This is a genomic window from Thiocapsa marina 5811, assembly GCF_000223985.1.
Lineage (GTDB): Bacteria > Pseudomonadota > Gammaproteobacteria > Chromatiales > Chromatiaceae > Thiocapsa > Thiocapsa marina.
Genome location: NZ_AFWV01000005.1, coordinates 155055 through 171638 on the forward strand (window position 1 = coordinate 155055; position 16584 = coordinate 171638).

Sequence of the window (16584 nt, forward strand, 5' to 3'; positions counted from 1 at the left end):
GCGCGGATGCACTTGAAACCCGGGCGCGGTGCTCGGACATCAGAGGCGGCGAGAGCCTCGCCAAACCGATCCCGATGCGTTCCGGAAGTCCCGCGGGATATTGAAACCCGCAGCGAAGGGCGTATAGTAAATACCCAGTAAAACGCTCAAGAAAACGGAGCCAGGAGAGATGACCTCAACCCAAGCTGTCGACGATATCGTCCGATCCGAGTACGAGCATGGTTTCGTGACCGAGATCGAGTCCGATACCCTGCCGCCCGGTCTGGACGAAGGGGTGGTGCGTGCCATCTCCGCCCGCAAGGGCGAACCTGAGTTCATGACCGAGTGGCGGCTCAAGGCCTATCGGCATTGGTTGACCATGCCGACGCCGCACTGGGCCTCGGTCCATTATCCGCCGATCGATTTCCAATCGATCTCGTACTTCTCGGCCCCGAAGCGCCCTGAAGACATGCCCAAGAGCCTCGACGAGATCGACCCCGCCTTGCTCGAGACCTACGAGAAGCTCGGCATCCCGATCGAGGAGCAAAAGGCGCTCGCCGGGATTGCCGTCGATGCAGTGTTCGACAGCGTCTCCGTCGCCACGACCTTCCGTTCCGCGTTGGCGGATGCGGGCGTGATCTTCTGCTCCATCTCGGAGGCGGTCCACGAGCATCCGGAGCTGATTCAGAAATATCTGGGCTCGGTTGTTCCGCATACCGATAACTTCTATGCCGGACTCAACGCAGCGGTCTTCAGCGACGGCACCTTCGTCTATGTTCCCGAGGGGGTGCGCTGTCCGATGGAGCTCAGCACCTACTTTCGGATCAATGCACGCAACACGGGTCAGTTCGAGCGAACCCTGATCGTCGCCGAGGCCGGGAGCTACGTCAGCTACCTCGAAGGTTGCACGGCGCCCCAGCGCGACGAGAACCAGCTCCACGCCGCGGTTGTCGAGCTGATCGCCATGGACGACGCCGAGATCAAGTACTCGACGGTTCAGAACTGGTATCCAGGCGACGCCGAAGGCCGTGGCGGCATCTACAACTTCGTCACCAAGCGCGGAGATTGTCGCGGTGCGCGCTCCAAGATCTCCTGGACTCAGGTCGAGACCGGCTCCGCGATCACCTGGAAATATCCCAGCTGCATCCTGCGCGGCGACGACTCGATCGGCGAGTTCTACTCGGTGGCCGTCACCAAGGGCCGTCAGCAAGCCGATACCGGCACCAAGATGATCCACCTCGGGCGCAACACCCGCTCGACCATCGTCTCCAAGGGGATCTCCGCCGGCGAGGGTCAGCAGACCTATCGCGGCCTGGTGCGGATCAGTCAGCGGGCCGAGGGTGCGCGCAATCACACCCAGTGCGACTCTCTGCTGATCGGGGACCGGTGCACCGCGAACACCTTTCCGTACATCGAGGTCAAGCACCCGAGCGCGAATCTCGAGCATGAGGCAACCACCTCGAAGATCAGTGACGATCAGCTGTTCTACTGCCGCTCGCGCGGACTCACCGAGGAAGACGCGGTCTCGATGATCGTCAACGGCTTCTGCAAAGAGGTCTTCAACGAGCTGCCGATGGAGTTCGCGGTCGAGGCACAGAAGCTCTTGAGTATCAGCTTGGAAGGCGCCGTCGGTTGAACCTTGTTGAGCCGCGTTCGGATGATCATGCACGCTTCGTGCATTTGTTCGGTCTCGCGGCGATCAACGCCCTTCGCGCGACGCGGTTCAAGACCTTGAAACGAAATTAAATACATCGATCGCGTCAGCTCGGACGTTTATCGACTGGCTCTCTAGTCGATCCGATCAAAAGATCGAGCATGTTGCGCCGGACGCGATCGATCAGGAGACTTAATGATGTTGTCTGTGAAGGGCCTGCGGGCCAATGTCGGTGAAAACGAGATCTTGAAGGGCTTGGATCTGGAGGTCGGTCCAGGCGAGATCCACGCCATCATGGGCCCGAACGGCTCGGGAAAGAGTACCTTCTCGCATGTGCTGTCGGGACGCGAAGGCTACGAGGTCACGGCCGGCTCGGTCACCTTCGAAGGGCAAGACCTGCTCGCGCTCGAGCCCGAGGAGCGCGCGCATCTGGGCCTCTTCCTGGCATTTCAGTACCCGGTCGAGCTGCCCGGGGTCAACAACACCTACTTCCTCAAGGCCGCACTCAACAGCATCCGCAAGTCCCGCGGCGAGAGCGAGCTGGACGCGGTGTCGTTTCTGCGCCTCATCAAAGAAAAGCTGAAGATCCTGCATCTGAACGACTCTCTGCTGAAACGCGCGGTCAACGCCGGATTCTCGGGTGGCGAGAAAAAGCGCAACGAGATCTTCCAGATGGCCCTGCTCGAGCCCAAGCTTGCTATCCTCGACGAGACCGATTCCGGGTTGGACATCGATGCGCTTCGCGTGGTGGCCGACGGCGTGAATGCACTGCGCAGCCCCGAGCGCTCGATGATCGTCGTCACTCACTACCAGCGCCTGCTCGACTACATCGAGCCCGATCGAGTGCATGTCCTGGCGAAAGGACGAATCATCCGCTCGGGCGGCAAAGAGCTGGCGCTGGAGCTCGAAGAGAAGGGCTACGGCTGGATCCTCGAGCAGGAGCAGGCGGCATGAACGGCGCGGCGCCCACCAGCTTCGACACCTGGCTCTCCGCGCGTGCGGATGGCGAGGCCGGCGCCGGGCTCGATTGGCTCGAGGCGCAGCGGCGCAGCGCACTCCACCAGGTGCGCGAGCAAGGCGTGCCGGGAACCAAACAGGAGGCGTGGCGCTATACCAGTCTGAAGCGACTGATCGAGCAGGGTTTTGCGCGTGTGGAGGACGAGGTCACCGCGCTGCAGCTGCACGACATCGAGGAGTTGCTGATACCGGGGCTGGATAGCCATCGCGTGGTGATGGTGAACGGACGTTATACGCCTTCGCTGTCGGCACTCGGCGACCTCCCCCCGGGGGTTCGCGTCACCGGTCTACGGGCCCTGCTCGCAAGCGATCCCGACGCCCTGCGCGAGCGACTCAACGGCGTCGCCGGCGAGAGTCAGCCTTTATTTGCAGCCCTGAACACGGCGGGCCTGGACGACGGCCTGGTGGTCTTGCTCGACCGCGGTGCCGTCCTGGAACGGCCGATCGAGCTGATCCATCTCTCCGTCGGCATGGACGAGCCGCGGGTTGCACAGCCCCGCCATTTGGTCGCGCTTGCCGACGGCGCGCAGGCGAGCCTGATCGAGCGGTACGTGAGTCTCGGCGAGTCGCTCTACTGCACCAACTCGGTGTTGGAGCTGTCGCTCGGGCGGGACGCGGTGCTGAAGCACGACCGAATCCAGATCGAGAGTCCGAATGCATTCCATATCACGGGCCTTTATCTGAGCCAGGACGCCGGCAGCCGTTATGTCGGCGTCAACGTCGGCCTGGGCGCTGCCTGGGCGCGGACCGATCTGGTCACCCGCTTCAGAGGCGAACACGCCGAATGCGACCTGCAGGGGCTCTATCTGGCGGGCGACCGTCAATTGATGGACTACCACATCGACGTGGATCATGCGGTTCCGTCGTGCTCGAGCCGCGAGACCTTCAAGGGCATCCTCTACGGCAAGGGCCGGGCGGTGTTCGACGGGCGTGTCGTTGTAGCCAAGGATGCGCAAAAGACCGACGCGGCCATGTCGAACAAGAATCTCATGCTGTCCCAGAATGCGGAGATCGATACCAAGCCGCAGCTCGAGATCAACGCCGACGATGTGAAGTGCAGCCACGGCACGACGGTCGGCCAAATCGAGCCCGAGAAGCTGTTCTATCTGCGCTCGCGCGGCATCTCCGCGCCGCTCGCGCGGCGCATGCTTTGCATGGGATTCGCCGAGGAGATCATCGATGCATTGCAGAGCGATGCACTGCGCGAGGTGGTTTCGGAGGAGGTCGGGCGTCGACTCGAAACAGCTCCATTAACCTAAACCGCGTTCGCAGTAGTCTTCGATGGACGCGGCGACGTTCATGGAGGCAATAGGCTCCGCGAGGACCGAGTCGAACGAAAGCATCGCATGTCGCACCGGACGCGGTTTAACCGGAAATTGTAGTCAAGAGGTCGAGCATGAACAGACTGGCCCGCTTCGCCGGCTTCGGGAAGCACGACGAGGAAAGTGCGAATTCGGCCGTGCTGACGGAGGATGTCGCGGTCGAGCAGATGAACGCCGAGGAGCTGCGCGAGCCGATCATCGAAGCGCTTCGCACGGTGCAGGACCCCGAGATACCCATCAATATCTATGACTTGGGCCTAATCTACCGGGTCGACATCTCCCCGGTGGGCGATGTGTCGATCGACATGACGCTGACCGCGCCGGCCTGTCCGGTCGCCGGCATGATGCCGATCATGGTCAAGGATGCCGTTTCGAGGGTCGAGGGCGTCGGCCTGGTTCAGGTCGAGCTGGTGTGGGATCCGCCCTGGAGCCAGACAAACATGAGCGACGAGGCGCGTCTCCAGCTCGGGTTGATGTGACGGCGCTAAACCGCGTCCGGAGCGAATGGCTTACTTTCGAGTGAGCTCGACGTTCGGTGCACCTGCATTCCGTAGTGGGAACGCGGTTTAAAATTGAATATTTTCGATATCTTAAACCACGCAGACTCCAACGTTCGTCAAGTCTGCGGGCCCGATCCCATCCAGAACTGTCACACACTGCGCCAAGCGCGGTTTAAGTGCGCAATAGACACAAGGGCACCCGAAGCTCGGCGTCGCTGAGCCCGCCGTGGACCCCGATCTGCCGATGTGGCTGCTCGAAGGGCAGCCACTGTCGGATCACCCCGTTGCCCCTCGGAAGCAGGCAGACATCCCCGACGCGCTCCATGAACCGCGGATGTCGCTTTCCGGTGCCGAAAAAACCCTCCTCGACGAGCTGCGCGCTCGCCACCAGATCGACTCGGTCCGCCAGGACGTCGCTGCAATGATCGCGAAAGGCGTCCGCATGTCCAGATCGCAGATAGCAAAAAGCCGCTCTAGGCTCTCCGCACAGCGGAAGTAAGAGATGGGTTTCAAGCTCGGGATGATCGGCGAGATCGATCGTGTCCGCGGGCCGCGTATCCAACTGCCCGTGATCCGCGCTGATCAGCAGCACGGTGTCCGTACCGGCGATCTCGTGCATGAAGGACGCAATCTCCTGCTCGATCTCGCGAAGATGGGCCAATGCGGCCGGACTCTCCATGCCCTGCTCGTGACCGATGGCGTCCAATCGCGGCCAATAAAGATAGAGGTACTTGGGTTCACGTCGACGCCGCCCCCAGCCGCGGAGAACCCCCGCGGTTCGCACGAACATGTCGCGCAATCCCTTGAAGGTCGCCAGCTCGCCGCGTCCGAGGTGCGCGCGGTTGAAGTCCGACCGGGCGATATGCGCCGGCGAGACCAGGATGCTGCGGGTGGCAATCCGGTCGGTGATCGGTGTGTTTGCGAAGAGCTTGACCGGATCGATCCCGGCCTTTCGATACGGGACACCGCCGAAGCGTGGCGTGCCCGGCAGCACCGTCATCACGCATCCGAGCTCGCCGAGATAGGTATGCCAGCCGGTGAGCCCGTGTGCGAGCGGCGCCTCGCCGGTCAGAAAGGTCGGGATCGCCGCCGCCGTCGTCGAGGGAAAGACCGAGGTGAGGATCGCGCGTCGGGCTCGGCTCAGGATCCCGTCCGGTGATTGCCTGGCGAGCCAATCGGCGCCGAGGCCGTCGATCACCAGCAGAATGAGGTTGGTGGCTTGCGCCAGCTCATCCGTCGGCAGATCGCGCAGGCTCGGGGCGTCGGATCGCCCGCCGCGGGCCTGGATGATGCTGCTCATCAGATTGACGATGCCGCCGCCGTCGTAGTCCGGTCGTGCCGTCGCGGTCGCTTCCGCTGGCCGGGGATTGACCATGATTCCACCCCCCCGTTGCGTGTTGGTCGGTCAAGGCCGTTGCGATCTCGGCTTCGAGCCTCGTCGCGGATCACCACACCAGCATCAGGATGACGGCGCCCAGCAGGATCCGGTAGATCACGAAGGGCAGCATGCTGATGCGTTCGATGAATTTTAGGAAGTAGTGAATGGTCAGGTAGGCGAAGACGAAGGACAGGGCCGCTCCGAGCAACAACGACATCCAGTCGACCGGCTCGCCGGCCTGCAGCAGGTCGAGCGTTTCCAGCCCGCCCGCCATGATGATGGTCGGGATCGCGAGCAGGAACGAAAAGCGCGAGGCCGCCTTGCGGGTCAGTCCGAGCATGAGCGCCGCCGTGATGGTGATGCCCGAGCGCGAGGTCCCCGGAATGATCGCGATCGCCTGCATGACGCCGACGAACAGGGCCGCCTTCCAGCCGAGGCTGTACTCGTCGCGCGCACGTTTTCCGCTGAAGTCCGCCCACCACAGCAGCAATCCGAAGCCGATACTGGTGGCCGCAACCACCAGGGCGACGAGGGTCGGGTCGTCGCGCAAGACCTCGAGCACGGACTTCAGCGGCAGGCCAAGCAGGACCACAGGCAGGGTGGCGAGGATGATCATCCAGCCGAGGCGGGCATCGGGTGCGTCGAATCGGCGTGTGCGCAACGACTGCAGCACGGCGATCGTCATGGTCACGATCTCGCGCCTGAAATAGAGCATCACCGCGGCGAGTGTACCCAAATGCAACGCGACATCGAAGGCGAGACTCTGCAGCTCGTAGCCGAACAGCAGCGGTGTCAGAATCAGATGTCCCGAGCTCGAGATCGGCAAGAACTCGGTAATGCCCTGAACGAACGCAAGTAAGACGATCTGAATGGTTTCCAACGAACGGCGCTCCTCGGGATTGAAGGCCCGGATTATACGCGGCGGCCCGGCCCTTTCGCTGCCGATCGACGACGTCGGGCTTGCTGATCAATCCGGCCACGGCGCGGAGCGCAGCGCACGGAGGACAAGCACCGTAGGGTGGACAAGCGCAGCGCAGTCCACCAAGTGCCGGCGCCGACGCAAGACTCGGTGGACTTCGCTCTTGCTCGTCCACCCTACCGGCCTAAACCGCGCCGGCTCCAACACGTGTCGGAGCCGGCGCGGCCAAGCCAATCCAACAAACGACGCCTATCGCTCCGGGTGCGGTTTAGAGCAGATCGAATGTCGACCAGTCCTTCACCGGCGGCAGGGTCTCGCGCGCGACCGCGGCGATATAGCCCGTCTCCGGGATGCAATGCAAAACCGCCGGCGGTTGCGCGCCGGCGGGTCGGGGTCGAAAGAGTCCTCGACCGTCGGCCTTGGCATCCGCCTCGAGTGCGGTCCAGGCGCGGTAGAAGCAAGCGAGACGCTCGTCCTGCGGAGCCGATGCAAGGGTCTGCAACACCTCGGGGGCAAACATGCGTTGCGCCACGGCTTCGATACTGTGACGCGGGCGGATCCACTCGCAGTCCACACCGACATCGGCGCTCCGTCCGGCCCCGGCGCAGATGGCAACCAAGGCCAGATCGCCGGTCGTCGTCAAGTTGAACGAGATCGGCACGGTTGCGTCGGCGAGTGCGGGCTTGCCGGCCGGGCCGTAGGCGAACCGGAGCGACCTCGGCGATGCGTCGAGATAGCGCGAGAGGATCTCACGCAGTCCGGCATGGGCGCGGATATAGCGTTCGCGATAGGGTGCATGACGGATCCTCGATGCGCGTTCGCGCTGACCATCCCCGAGCAGGCTCAGCCCGTACGAGAGGTCGGTCCCGTCTGCATCGGTGCGGATCCGCCACAGATGCAGCTCACCCGATCCGATCTCGTATCGGATCGTCCCGTCGGTCCACTCGAGCGTCGGGGGGGGCGTCATCGCACCCTCGTCATCCAGTCTTTGCATCGACATGCGTTGTGACCTCTATCCTCAATCTTCCTATAATCGACGAAATCCCGGCAAACAGGGTGCGTCGATCTCGGTCGGGACGCCGGCGATCGAGTCGAGGCGCGCGTGTCGGATCAACTCGCTCACCGCTGGAGGCTAGGGTCTTGCAGACTCTCGAGCAATGTCGTGTCGATGCGCGTATCGAGGCCGTGTGCAGCAAGGGTTGCAGGCAGGTCAGGCAAGATATCGCCGCCTTGGAGGCCGGGGCAGAATTGCCCGAGACGCGTGATCTGACTGAAGAGGAGCGAAACATCCTTCTGCGCGAGCTCAAGCAGATCATGGCCGTCTACGGCGATGCCTGCCGGCTGCCGCCGCCGTGAGAGTCTGCACCCTTCGCGCCGGGGGTGTATGCTCCCGCCGCCATCCATCCTGATCCGCCGCATCGGAACCCATCGCGCATGACCGACATCACCCGGACCCTCAGCCAGGAGCTAGCCGCTCGACCCGAGCAGGTCGAGGCCGCCATCCGACTGCTCGACGAGGGTGCGACCGTGCCCTTCATCGCGCGTTACCGCAAGGAGGCCACCGGAGGGCTGGACGATATCCAGCTGCGCTTGCTCGAAGAGCGCCTGGTCTATCTGCGCGATTTGAACGAGCGTCGCGCGACCGTGCTCAAGAGCATCGAGGAGCAGGGGAAGCTCACGCCCGAGCTCCAAGCCGAGATCGTCGGCGCCGAGACCAAGCAGCGTCTCGAAGACCTCTATCTGCCCTTCAAGCCCAAGCGGCGCACCAAGGCCCAGATCGCGCGCGAGGCGGGGCTCGAGCCCTTGGCCGACGCGTTGCTTGCGGATCCGAGCCTGTCGCCCGATTCGTACGCGGCCTCCTATGTGGACTCCGCCAAGGGCGTGGAGGATATCGCAGCCGCCCTGGAAGGCGCGCGTCAGATCTTGATGGAGCGTTTCGCCGAGGATCCCGAGCTGACCGGACGTCTGCGCGATCACCTCTGGGAGAAGGGCATCCTGGTCTCCAAGGTCATGGCGGGCAAGGAAGAAGAGGGCAATAAGTTCTCGGATTATTTCGACTATCGCGAGCCCCTCGCACGCATTCCGTCGCATCGCGCGCTGGCCTTGTTTCGCGGGCGCAACCAAGGCGTCCTGCACCTGGAGCTGTTGGCCGGGGAGGGCGATGATCCGGATGCCGTCTGTCGCGGTCTGATCGCCTCGCGCTTCGGGGTCCGTCAGGCCGGGCGCCCGGCCGACGACTGGCTGATCGAGACGGTGCGAAAGACGTGGCGGATCAAGCTGCTCACGCGTCTCGATTTGGAGCTCAAGGGGCGCATGCTCGAGGCGGCCGAAGAGGAGGCGATCCGCGTCTTCGGGCTCAACCTCAAGGCGCTCCTGCTGGCCGCCCCGGCGGGCCGGCTACCGACGCTCGGGCTGGATCCCGGATTGCGTACCGGGGTGAAGGTCGCCATCGTCGACGGCACCGGGCGTGTGGCGGCGACCGACACCATCTATCCCCATGTGCCGAAGAACCAATGGGATGCCTCGATCGCGCGTCTTGCCCTGTTGGCGAAGGAGCACGGGGTGAAGCTCGTGAGCATCGGCAACGGGACCGGCTCGCGCGAGACCGACCGGCTGGTGCGCGAGCTGATCCAGAGGCATCCGGAGCTCGGACTGCGCTCGCTCGTCGTGAGCGAGGCGGGCGCCTCGGTCTATTCGGCCTCCGAATTCGCCTCCAAGGAGCTGCCCGAGCTCGATGTTTCGCTGCGCGGCGCGGTCTCGATCGCACGCCGACTGCAGGATCCGCTTGCCGAGCTGGTGAAGATCGAGCCCAAGGCGATCGGTGTGGGCCAGTACCAGCACGACGTGAACCAGCCCAGACTTGCGCGCGCCCTGGATACCGTGGTGGAGGACTGCGTGAACGCCGTCGGGGTGGATCTGAACACCGCCTCCGTGCCGCTCCTGACGCAGGTCTCCGGACTCAACCGCACCCTGGCCGAGAATATCGTCCAGTTTCGCGAAACCAACGGGGCCTTTTCCAACCGCAAGCGCCTGATGGCGGTCCCGCGCTTCGGCGAGAAGGCATTCCAGCAGAGTGCAGGCTTCCTGCGGGTGCGCGACGGCGACGAACCGCTGGATGCCTCTGCCGTTCACCCGGAGGCCTATCCGTTGGTGCGCAACATCCTCGCGGAGACCGGCAAGCCCATCACCGCCCTGATCGGCGACAGTGCGACCCTGCGCCGCCTGGATCCCGCCCGCTTCACGGACGAGCGTTTCGGTCTGCCGACGGTGAAAGACATCCTCGCCGAGCTGGAAAAACCCGGCCGCGATCCGCGGCCCGAGTTCAAGACCGCCCAACTCAAAGAGGGAGTGGAGACACTCAAGGATCTCAAGCCCGACATGATCCTGGAGGGCACCGTCACCAACGTGACCAACTTCGGCGCCTTCGTGGACATCGGGGTCCACCAGGACGGTTTGGTGCACATCTCCGCCCTGGCCGATCGTTTCGTGAAGGATCCACATGCCGTGGTCAAGTCCGGCGATTTGGTCAAGGTCAAGGTGATGGAGGTGGATCTTGCTCGAAAACGCATCGCGCTCAGCATGCGTCTGGGCGATGTCGCGTCCGAGCGTGCGGCCGGCGAGACATCCGAGAGCCGCTCGCAGGGTCGAGAGCCGCGCCCGAGACCGCAAGACACGCATGGTCGGACCGGTCGCTCGGCCGAGGCACGCCCGGCGCCCGGCGGGCGAGCTGCGACGCGCGCCAAGGCGCCTGCGCCCGCGGCGGCCCCCGGCGGCGGGACCATGGCGGATGCCTTCGCCAAGGCCAAGCGCAGCTGAGTCGCCACATCGCTACAAGGCGACGGCCACGATGGGCCGCTCCTCCTCCGCCGACGATCTGTTGCGCACGCGGGTCTACCGCGCGGCCTCCGCGATTCATGGCCAAGGGTGCTTCGCCAAGATCGCGTTGCGCAGCGGCGACTTTATCGGGAGGTACGAAGGCACGGAGGTGGACCGCGACGGCACCTACGTGCTGTGGGCCTACGACACCGAGGGCAACGTCCTGACCGCTCGCGAGGGTCGCAATCTTCTGCGCTGGCTGAACCACAGCGACGATCCGAACGCGGAGTTCGACGGATTCGATCTCTATGCCCGTCGTGCGATCGCGATCGACGAAGAGATCACCTTCGACTACGGCGGCGGCTGACCATTCGGTCTCGGCGAGTTGTTCGGATCGAGTTGCTTTGGACGGGTCTCGCCCCGACACTACGCACCCTAGCAGTCACCCCGCGAGTCGCCGTGAACCGCCTGACCAAGTTTTTGTTGCCCCTCCTGATCCTCGCCGTCGGTTTCGGAGTCTTTCAGTACCTCAAGCAGACCCGCCCGGAGCGTGCGCCCGCGGAGATCGTCGAGCGCGTTTGGCGAGTCGAGGCCGAAACGGTCGAGCCGCGCCGGCTCTCGCCCGGGCTCGAGCTTTACGGGAGCGTCGAGACGCCGGACCTTCTGCGTGCGGCGGCCTCGGCACAGGCGCGGGTGGCTCGAGTGCTGGTGCGCGAGGGCGATCGCGTCGAGGCGGGACAGCTCTTGGTCGAGCTCGATCCCCGTGACTTCAGCTTCCGTCTCGCACAGGCTCAGGCCCAGATCGACGAGCTCGAGGCCCAGGTCGAGAGCGAGCGCACCAAGCACGAGACCGATCTCGCCGCGCTCGAGCAGGAGCGCAAGCTGCTCGCGATCGCACAAGACGGGGTCGAGCGGGCCTCGCAGCTGACCAAGCAGAAGGTCGGCTCCCAAAACGACCTGGATATCGCCGAGCAGGAATTGGCCCGCCAGATGTTGGCCGTGAGCAACCGCGAGATGAGCATCGCGGATTTCGCGGCGCGCGAACGCGCGCTCGAGGCGAGACTGGCGAGCGCCAGGGCGCGGCTCGAGGAGGTCGCGTTGGAGCTCGAGCGCGCACCGGTGGTCGCGCCCTACGATGCGATCATCGCCGACGTCTCGGTCACGGCCGGCGATCAGGTGCGCAAGGACGATGTCCTGCTCACGCTCTACGCGATCGATAGCCTGGAGGTCCGCGCGCGGATCCCGGCGCCCTTCCAAGCGGAGTTGGCCGCCTCGCTTCAGGCCGAGGGACGACTGCCCGCGACAGCTACCGTCGGGGATCGTCCCGTGCAGCTCTCCCTGGAGCGCCTCGCCGGCGAGGCGAGCGCGAGCGGGATCGACGGACTCTTCGATGTCGAGGACGAAGCCGGTCTTCTCCGCGCCGGGCAGATGATCTCGTTGCGTCTGGACCGTCCGCCGCAGGAGGACGTGGTGCCGGCCCCCTTCGGTGCCGTCTACGGCGGCGATCGCGTCTACAAGCTCGTCGACGGCCGTATGAAGGGCGTACCCGTGCGCAGTCTGGGCAGTTGGTTTACCGATGGCGGCGAGGAACGTCTTCTGGTTCAGGCACCGGATCTCGCGACGGGAGATCGCCTCATCGTGACCCATATGCCCAATGCCGTGGACGGGCTGCGGGTGGAGACGGTGCAGTGACGAACAGCAAACCCGCCAAGGAGAAGGTGGTCAAGGGGCATCAGAACGACATCGTCGGCCTCTTTGCCCACCACAAGGTCGCGGCCAACCTCTTGATGGCGATCATGATCCTGAGCGGGATCTTCGCGCTGGATCGCCTGAACGTTCAGTTCTTCCCGAACTTCGACCTGGACCTGGTGACGGTGCGAGTGGTCTGGACGGGTGCGAGTGCGGAGGACATCGAGGACGGCATCACCAATCCACTCGAACAGCGTCTGCGCTCGGTCGACGAGCTGCGCAAGATGACCTCCACGTCGACGCAGGGTATTTCGTCGATCACGCTCGAGTTCAACGAGGGAGTGGACCCCTTGCTGGCCCTGGACCAGGTCCGCCGCCTGGTCGATGATTTCCGCAACCTTCCTCAGGACGCCGAGAAGCCCGAGGTGGCGTTGGTCACGCGCTACGAGTCGGTCGCCCGGCTGGTTCTGACCGGGCTCGAACGCCCGGACGAGCTCCGCCATCTGGCACGCCGCTTCGAGTCCGAGCTGCTCGAAAACGGTATCGACAAGGTGGAGATCCGCGGGTTGCCGCTGGAGGAGATCAGCATCCAGGTCGACCAGGCGCAGCTCGAAGAGCTGGGCCTGGGGCTGCCGCAGATCGGCGAGCGGGTCGGTGCATTCAGCCGCGATCTTCCTGCCGGCGCCATCGGTCGGGGCGAGGCGACGCGCGAGCTGCGCAGCCTGGACAAGCGTCGTGACGCGCTCGAGTTCGCGCAGATCCCCATCAAGACCGAGGAAACCCTGAATCTGCAGCTCGGGGATATCGCCGAGATCGAACGGGTGCCGCGCGACGCGACCCTGCGGCTCTCGATGAACGGAAGCCCCGCGGTCGAGATGATCCTGCAGCGCGCCGAGACGGGCAACTCGCTCGCCGCGGCCAAGGCGCTCGACACCTGGCTCGCCGAGACGCGTCCGTTGCTTCCGCCCGGGGTCGAGCTGGTCGTCTACGATGCCTCCTGGGAGTTGATCCGCGACCGCATCATGTTGCTGGTGACCAACGGGGCCGGTGGTCTCGTCTTGGTCGTGGCGATCCTCTTTCTTTTCTTGAGCGGTCGAGTCGCTTTCTGGGTCGCCTGGGGGATCCCGGTGTCCTTTATGGCGACCCTCTTCATCCTCTATCTCGCCGGCGGCAGCATCAACATGATGAGCCTCTTCGCGCTCATCATGGCGCTGGGCATCATCGTGGACGATGCCATCGTGGTCGGGGAGGATGCGATGGCCCATCATCAGATGGGCGAGGATCCGCTCCTCGCGGCCGAGGGCGGGGTGCGCCGGATGCTCGCGCCGGTGGTTGCGTCCTCGCTGACGACCATCGCGGCGTTCCTCCCGCTGATGTTGGTCGGCGGCGTCATCGGCAACATCCTGAACGTGATTCCCTTGGTGATCGTCGCCGTCATCCTTGCCTCGCTCTTGGAGAGCATGCTGGTACTGCCCGGGCATCTGCGCAGCGCCTTCGTGCACTCGCACAAGGTCAAGCCGGACTCGCTGCGTGCACGCTTGGACCGGGGCTTCGAATACTTTCGCGACCGCTTGTTCCGGCCTCTGGTGACGGTCGCCGTCCACCATCGTTTCGCGACCATTGCCGGTGCCGTAGCGGCCTTGATGATCGCTGTCGGCCTCCTGGCCGGCGGGCGCTTGGGTTTCGTGTTCTTCCCGACGCCGGAAGGTCAGATCGTCACGGCAAACGCGACCTTTGTCGCCGGCACACCGCGCGCGCGGGTCGATGCACTCTTGGAGCACCTCGACGAGACCTTGTGGGAGACCGAACGGGCCTTCGATCAGGGCAAGCTGGTCAACCTGGCGATCGCGCTGCACGGCTCCAAAGGCGACAGTAGCGGCTCCTCCGCGGATCAGCTCGGCGCCCTGCAGGTGGAGTTGGTGGCGCCCGATGCGCGCGATGTGCGCAACGAGGAGTTCATTCGGGCCTGGCAGGAGCGTATCGAGCTGCCGGCCGGACTCGAGGGCTTCACCATCGCCTCGCGGCGCGCCGGTCCGCCCGGACGAGACCTGACGGTACGGCTCTTCGGTGCGGATGCTACGACGCTCAAGGACGCGGCGCTCGACATCTCCGAGGTTCTGAAAGGGATCTCGGGCGTGACGGCCGTCGAGGACGACATGGCCTTCGGGCGCGAGCAGATCATCTACTCGCTGACCCCCGCCGGACAGGCGCTCGGGCTCACGGTCGCCGAGTTGGGAACTCAGCTGCGGACCGCCTTCGAGGGGCAGCTGGTCCAGATCTTCCAAGACGGTGCCGACGAGGTCGAGGTTCGTGTCAAGCTCCCGAGGGCCGAGCGCGAGCGCCTCGGCACGCTCGAGCGCATGAATATCCGCCTTTCCGACGGAACCTCGGTGCCGCTGACGACGGTCGCGCAATGGCGCTCGCAACGCGGCTTCGAGATCCTGCGTCATGCCGAGGGCAAGTTGGCGGTCGAGGTCTCGGCGGACGTCGACTCCGACGTCAACAATGCCGGGACCATCATCGAAGGGCTGATCGCCTCGACCCTGCCGGAGCTCGAGGCCAACTACGGGATCAGCTACTCCTTCGAGGGGCGATCCGCCGACCAGCGCGAGACCCTGGGGGACATGCGCAAAGGTTTAGTTCTCGGCTTGGTTCTGATCTATATCATCCTGACGTGGGTTTTCTCGTCCTACGGCTGGCCGTTGGTCGTCATGGCCGCGATCCCGTTTGGTTTGACCGGTGCGCTCTTCGGGCATTGGCTGATCGGCATCGATGTCACCATCCTCTCGCTGTTCGGGATGTTCGGTCTGTCCGGGATCGTCATCAACGACTCGATCATCCTGGTCAAGTTCTATCAGGAGCAGCTCGACCAAGGGGTCGCCAGCCGCGATGCCCTCGTCGAGGCCGCCTGCCAGCGCCTGCGGGCCGTACTCTTGACCTCGCTGACCACGATCGCCGGCCTGACGCCGCTCCTGTTCGAGAAATCCGTTCAGGCCCAATTCCTGATCCCGATGGCGACCTCGATCGCCTTCGGACTCGGGTTTGCGACCCTCTTGGTTCTGCTCGTGATTCCGGCATTGCTCTCGATCCACGACAGTGCTCATGGACGTCTGGGCCGGTTGTTCAGGTCGGACCCGGCACCGGCGTGACCCTTCTCGGGTGGCGTACGCGACACCGCTGCGGCGGTGTCGTGCCTCTCCCGGCGCTATGCGCCGGTTCAGGTCGATCCGTACGAATCGCCGGTCATGCCTCCTCGCGCCCTTGGCGACGCCTGATCGCATCCTCGCGTGCATCGTTGATTTCACGCATGATGCCTTCGATATCGGCTTCCTTGTTGGCGCCCTTGAAGTGCCCGGTCAACGTGATCTCCGGCGTCAAGGCGCCGGTTTCGTAGATGTACCAGATCTCCTTCGCGTAGCTCGTCGAGAGCAGCTCCGGGGCGAATTGACCGAAGTAGGCCGCCAGGTTCCCGACATCGCGCTCCAGCATTCGCGCGGCATTGTTGTTGGCCGCCGCGTCGACCGCTTGCGGGAGATCGATGATCACGGGACCATCCTGATCGACCAGGATGTTGAATTCCGAGAGATCGCCGTGCACGATCCCGCTGCAGAGCATGCGCACCACATCCTTGAGTAGGATCCCGTGGTACCGAAGCGCGTCCTCGCCCGTCAGGTCCAGATCATTGAGCCGCGGCGCTGCATTGCCCTCGTCGTCGGTGACCAGCTCCATCAACAAGACGCCCTCGACATAGAGGTGAGGCTTTGGAACACGCACACCCGCAGCGGCCAAGCGGTAGAGTGCGTCGACCTCGGTGTTCTGCCAAACGTCCTCCTGCTGTTGGCGTCCGTATCGCGAGCCTTTCGCCATCGCCCGCGCCTGCCGGCTGTTTCGCACCTTACGGCCTTCGCTGTATAAGACCTGCTTGTGAAAACCCCGCTGATTTGCTTCCTTGTAGACCTTGGCGCAGCGCACCGCGCCATCGGCATGCACCACATAGACGGCGGCCTCCTTGCCGCTCTTGAGCGGACGGATCACCTCGTCGATGAGACCGTCGCGGACCAAGGGTTCGAGACGCTTTGGAATCTTCATAGACATCCTGGTGTGAAATGGCAAAGTCCGGGCGAAATCGGCGCCGCCCAAGAGCAGTTTCTCGACGCCCGAATGACCGCCGATGGCGTTCGAGCGATACGCGTTGAGTTGATGACCGGGAATTGCGACGGACGCTCGACCCGACGGCGCGGGCGGAGGGCTCGATCGGAAGGGCCAAGGCCAAGATTAACACGTTGGCCCGGGCTGACTGTGCCGGCGTC

Annotated in this window: 13 protein-coding genes; 9 read left to right on the plus strand and 4 right to left on the minus strand. The window is 64.3% G+C overall.

Annotation, left to right across the window (positions count from 1 at the left end; all coding sequences use genetic code 11):
• Positions 1–169 precede the first annotated feature (169 nt).
• From sufB to THIMADRAFT_RS08455, 4 genes are all read left to right on the plus strand, one after another.
• Positions 170–1615 (plus strand): Fe-S cluster assembly protein SufB, encoded by a 1446-nt coding sequence (gene sufB / locus THIMADRAFT_RS08440; protein ID WP_007192590.1) that lies wholly within the window; start codon positions 170–172, stop codon positions 1613–1615.
• Between the two features lie 216 nt (positions 1616–1831).
• A complete protein-coding gene (gene sufC / locus THIMADRAFT_RS08445) occupies positions 1832–2587 on the plus strand; it encodes a Fe-S cluster assembly ATPase SufC (protein ID WP_040730621.1) in 756 nt (251 codons plus the stop codon).
• Positions 2584–3909, plus strand: a complete 1326-nt coding sequence (sufD, locus tag THIMADRAFT_RS08450) for a Fe-S cluster assembly protein SufD (RefSeq protein ID WP_007192592.1) — start codon at positions 2584–2586, stop codon at positions 3907–3909. The genes sufC and sufD overlap by 4 nt, the downstream gene beginning before the upstream one ends.
• Positions 3910–4046: 137 nt before the next feature.
• Positions 4047–4451 (plus strand): SUF system Fe-S cluster assembly protein, encoded by a 405-nt coding sequence (locus tag THIMADRAFT_RS08455; RefSeq protein WP_007192593.1) that lies wholly within the window; start codon positions 4047–4049, stop codon positions 4449–4451.
• A gap of 193 nt (positions 4452–4644) precedes the next feature.
• Here THIMADRAFT_RS08455 and THIMADRAFT_RS08460 read toward each other — a convergent pair whose 3' ends face one another.
• From THIMADRAFT_RS08460 to THIMADRAFT_RS08470, 3 genes are all read right to left on the minus strand, one after another.
• A complete protein-coding gene (locus tag THIMADRAFT_RS08460) occupies positions 4645–5847 on the minus strand; it encodes an alkaline phosphatase family protein (RefSeq protein WP_007192594.1) in 1203 nt (400 codons plus the stop codon).
• A gap of 70 nt (positions 5848–5917) precedes the next feature.
• Positions 5918–6730, minus strand: coding sequence for an undecaprenyl-diphosphate phosphatase (locus THIMADRAFT_RS08465; protein ID WP_007192595.1), 813 nt, complete (start codon positions 6728–6730; stop codon positions 5918–5920).
• Positions 6731–7037: 307 nt separating this feature from the next.
• Positions 7038–7769, minus strand: a complete 732-nt coding sequence (locus THIMADRAFT_RS08470; protein ID WP_007192596.1) for a 4'-phosphopantetheinyl transferase family protein — start codon at positions 7767–7769, stop codon at positions 7038–7040.
• Positions 7770–7909: 140 nt separating this feature from the next.
• Between THIMADRAFT_RS08470 and THIMADRAFT_RS08475 the strand changes: the two genes are divergently transcribed.
• The 5 genes from THIMADRAFT_RS08475 (at position 7910) to THIMADRAFT_RS08495 (ending at position 15423) form a co-directional block, all read left to right on the plus strand.
• The gene (locus THIMADRAFT_RS08475; protein WP_007192597.1) at positions 7910–8125 is read left to right on the plus strand and encodes a hypothetical protein; all 216 of its coding nucleotides are present in this window, start codon (positions 7910–7912) and stop codon (positions 8123–8125) included.
• A 78-nt stretch (positions 8126–8203) separates the two neighbouring features.
• The gene (locus tag THIMADRAFT_RS08480) at positions 8204–10585 is read left to right on the plus strand and encodes a Tex family protein (RefSeq protein WP_007192598.1); all 2382 of its coding nucleotides are present in this window, start codon (positions 8204–8206) and stop codon (positions 10583–10585) included.
• A gap of 31 nt (positions 10586–10616) precedes the next feature.
• Positions 10617–10952: an SET domain-containing protein gene (locus tag THIMADRAFT_RS08485; RefSeq protein ID WP_007192599.1), complete on the plus strand. Its 336-nt coding sequence runs from the start codon at positions 10617–10619 to the stop codon at positions 10950–10952.
• A 92-nt stretch (positions 10953–11044) separates the two neighbouring features.
• Positions 11045–12277, plus strand: a complete 1233-nt coding sequence (locus THIMADRAFT_RS08490) for an efflux RND transporter periplasmic adaptor subunit (protein ID WP_040730443.1) — start codon at positions 11045–11047, stop codon at positions 12275–12277.
• On the plus strand, positions 12274–15423 hold the full coding sequence (locus tag THIMADRAFT_RS08495) for an efflux RND transporter permease subunit (RefSeq protein ID WP_007192601.1): 3150 nt from the start codon (positions 12274–12276) through the stop codon (positions 15421–15423). Before THIMADRAFT_RS08490 ends, THIMADRAFT_RS08495 begins: the two co-directional genes overlap by 4 nt.
• 94 nt (positions 15424–15517) lie before the next feature.
• Here the strand turns inward: THIMADRAFT_RS08495 and THIMADRAFT_RS08500 are convergent, their stop codons facing one another.
• Entirely contained in the window at positions 15518–16363 is an 846-nt protein-coding gene (locus tag THIMADRAFT_RS08500; RefSeq protein WP_007192602.1) for a PA4780 family RIO1-like protein kinase, read from the minus strand.
• Positions 16364–16584: the final 221 nt, after the last annotated feature.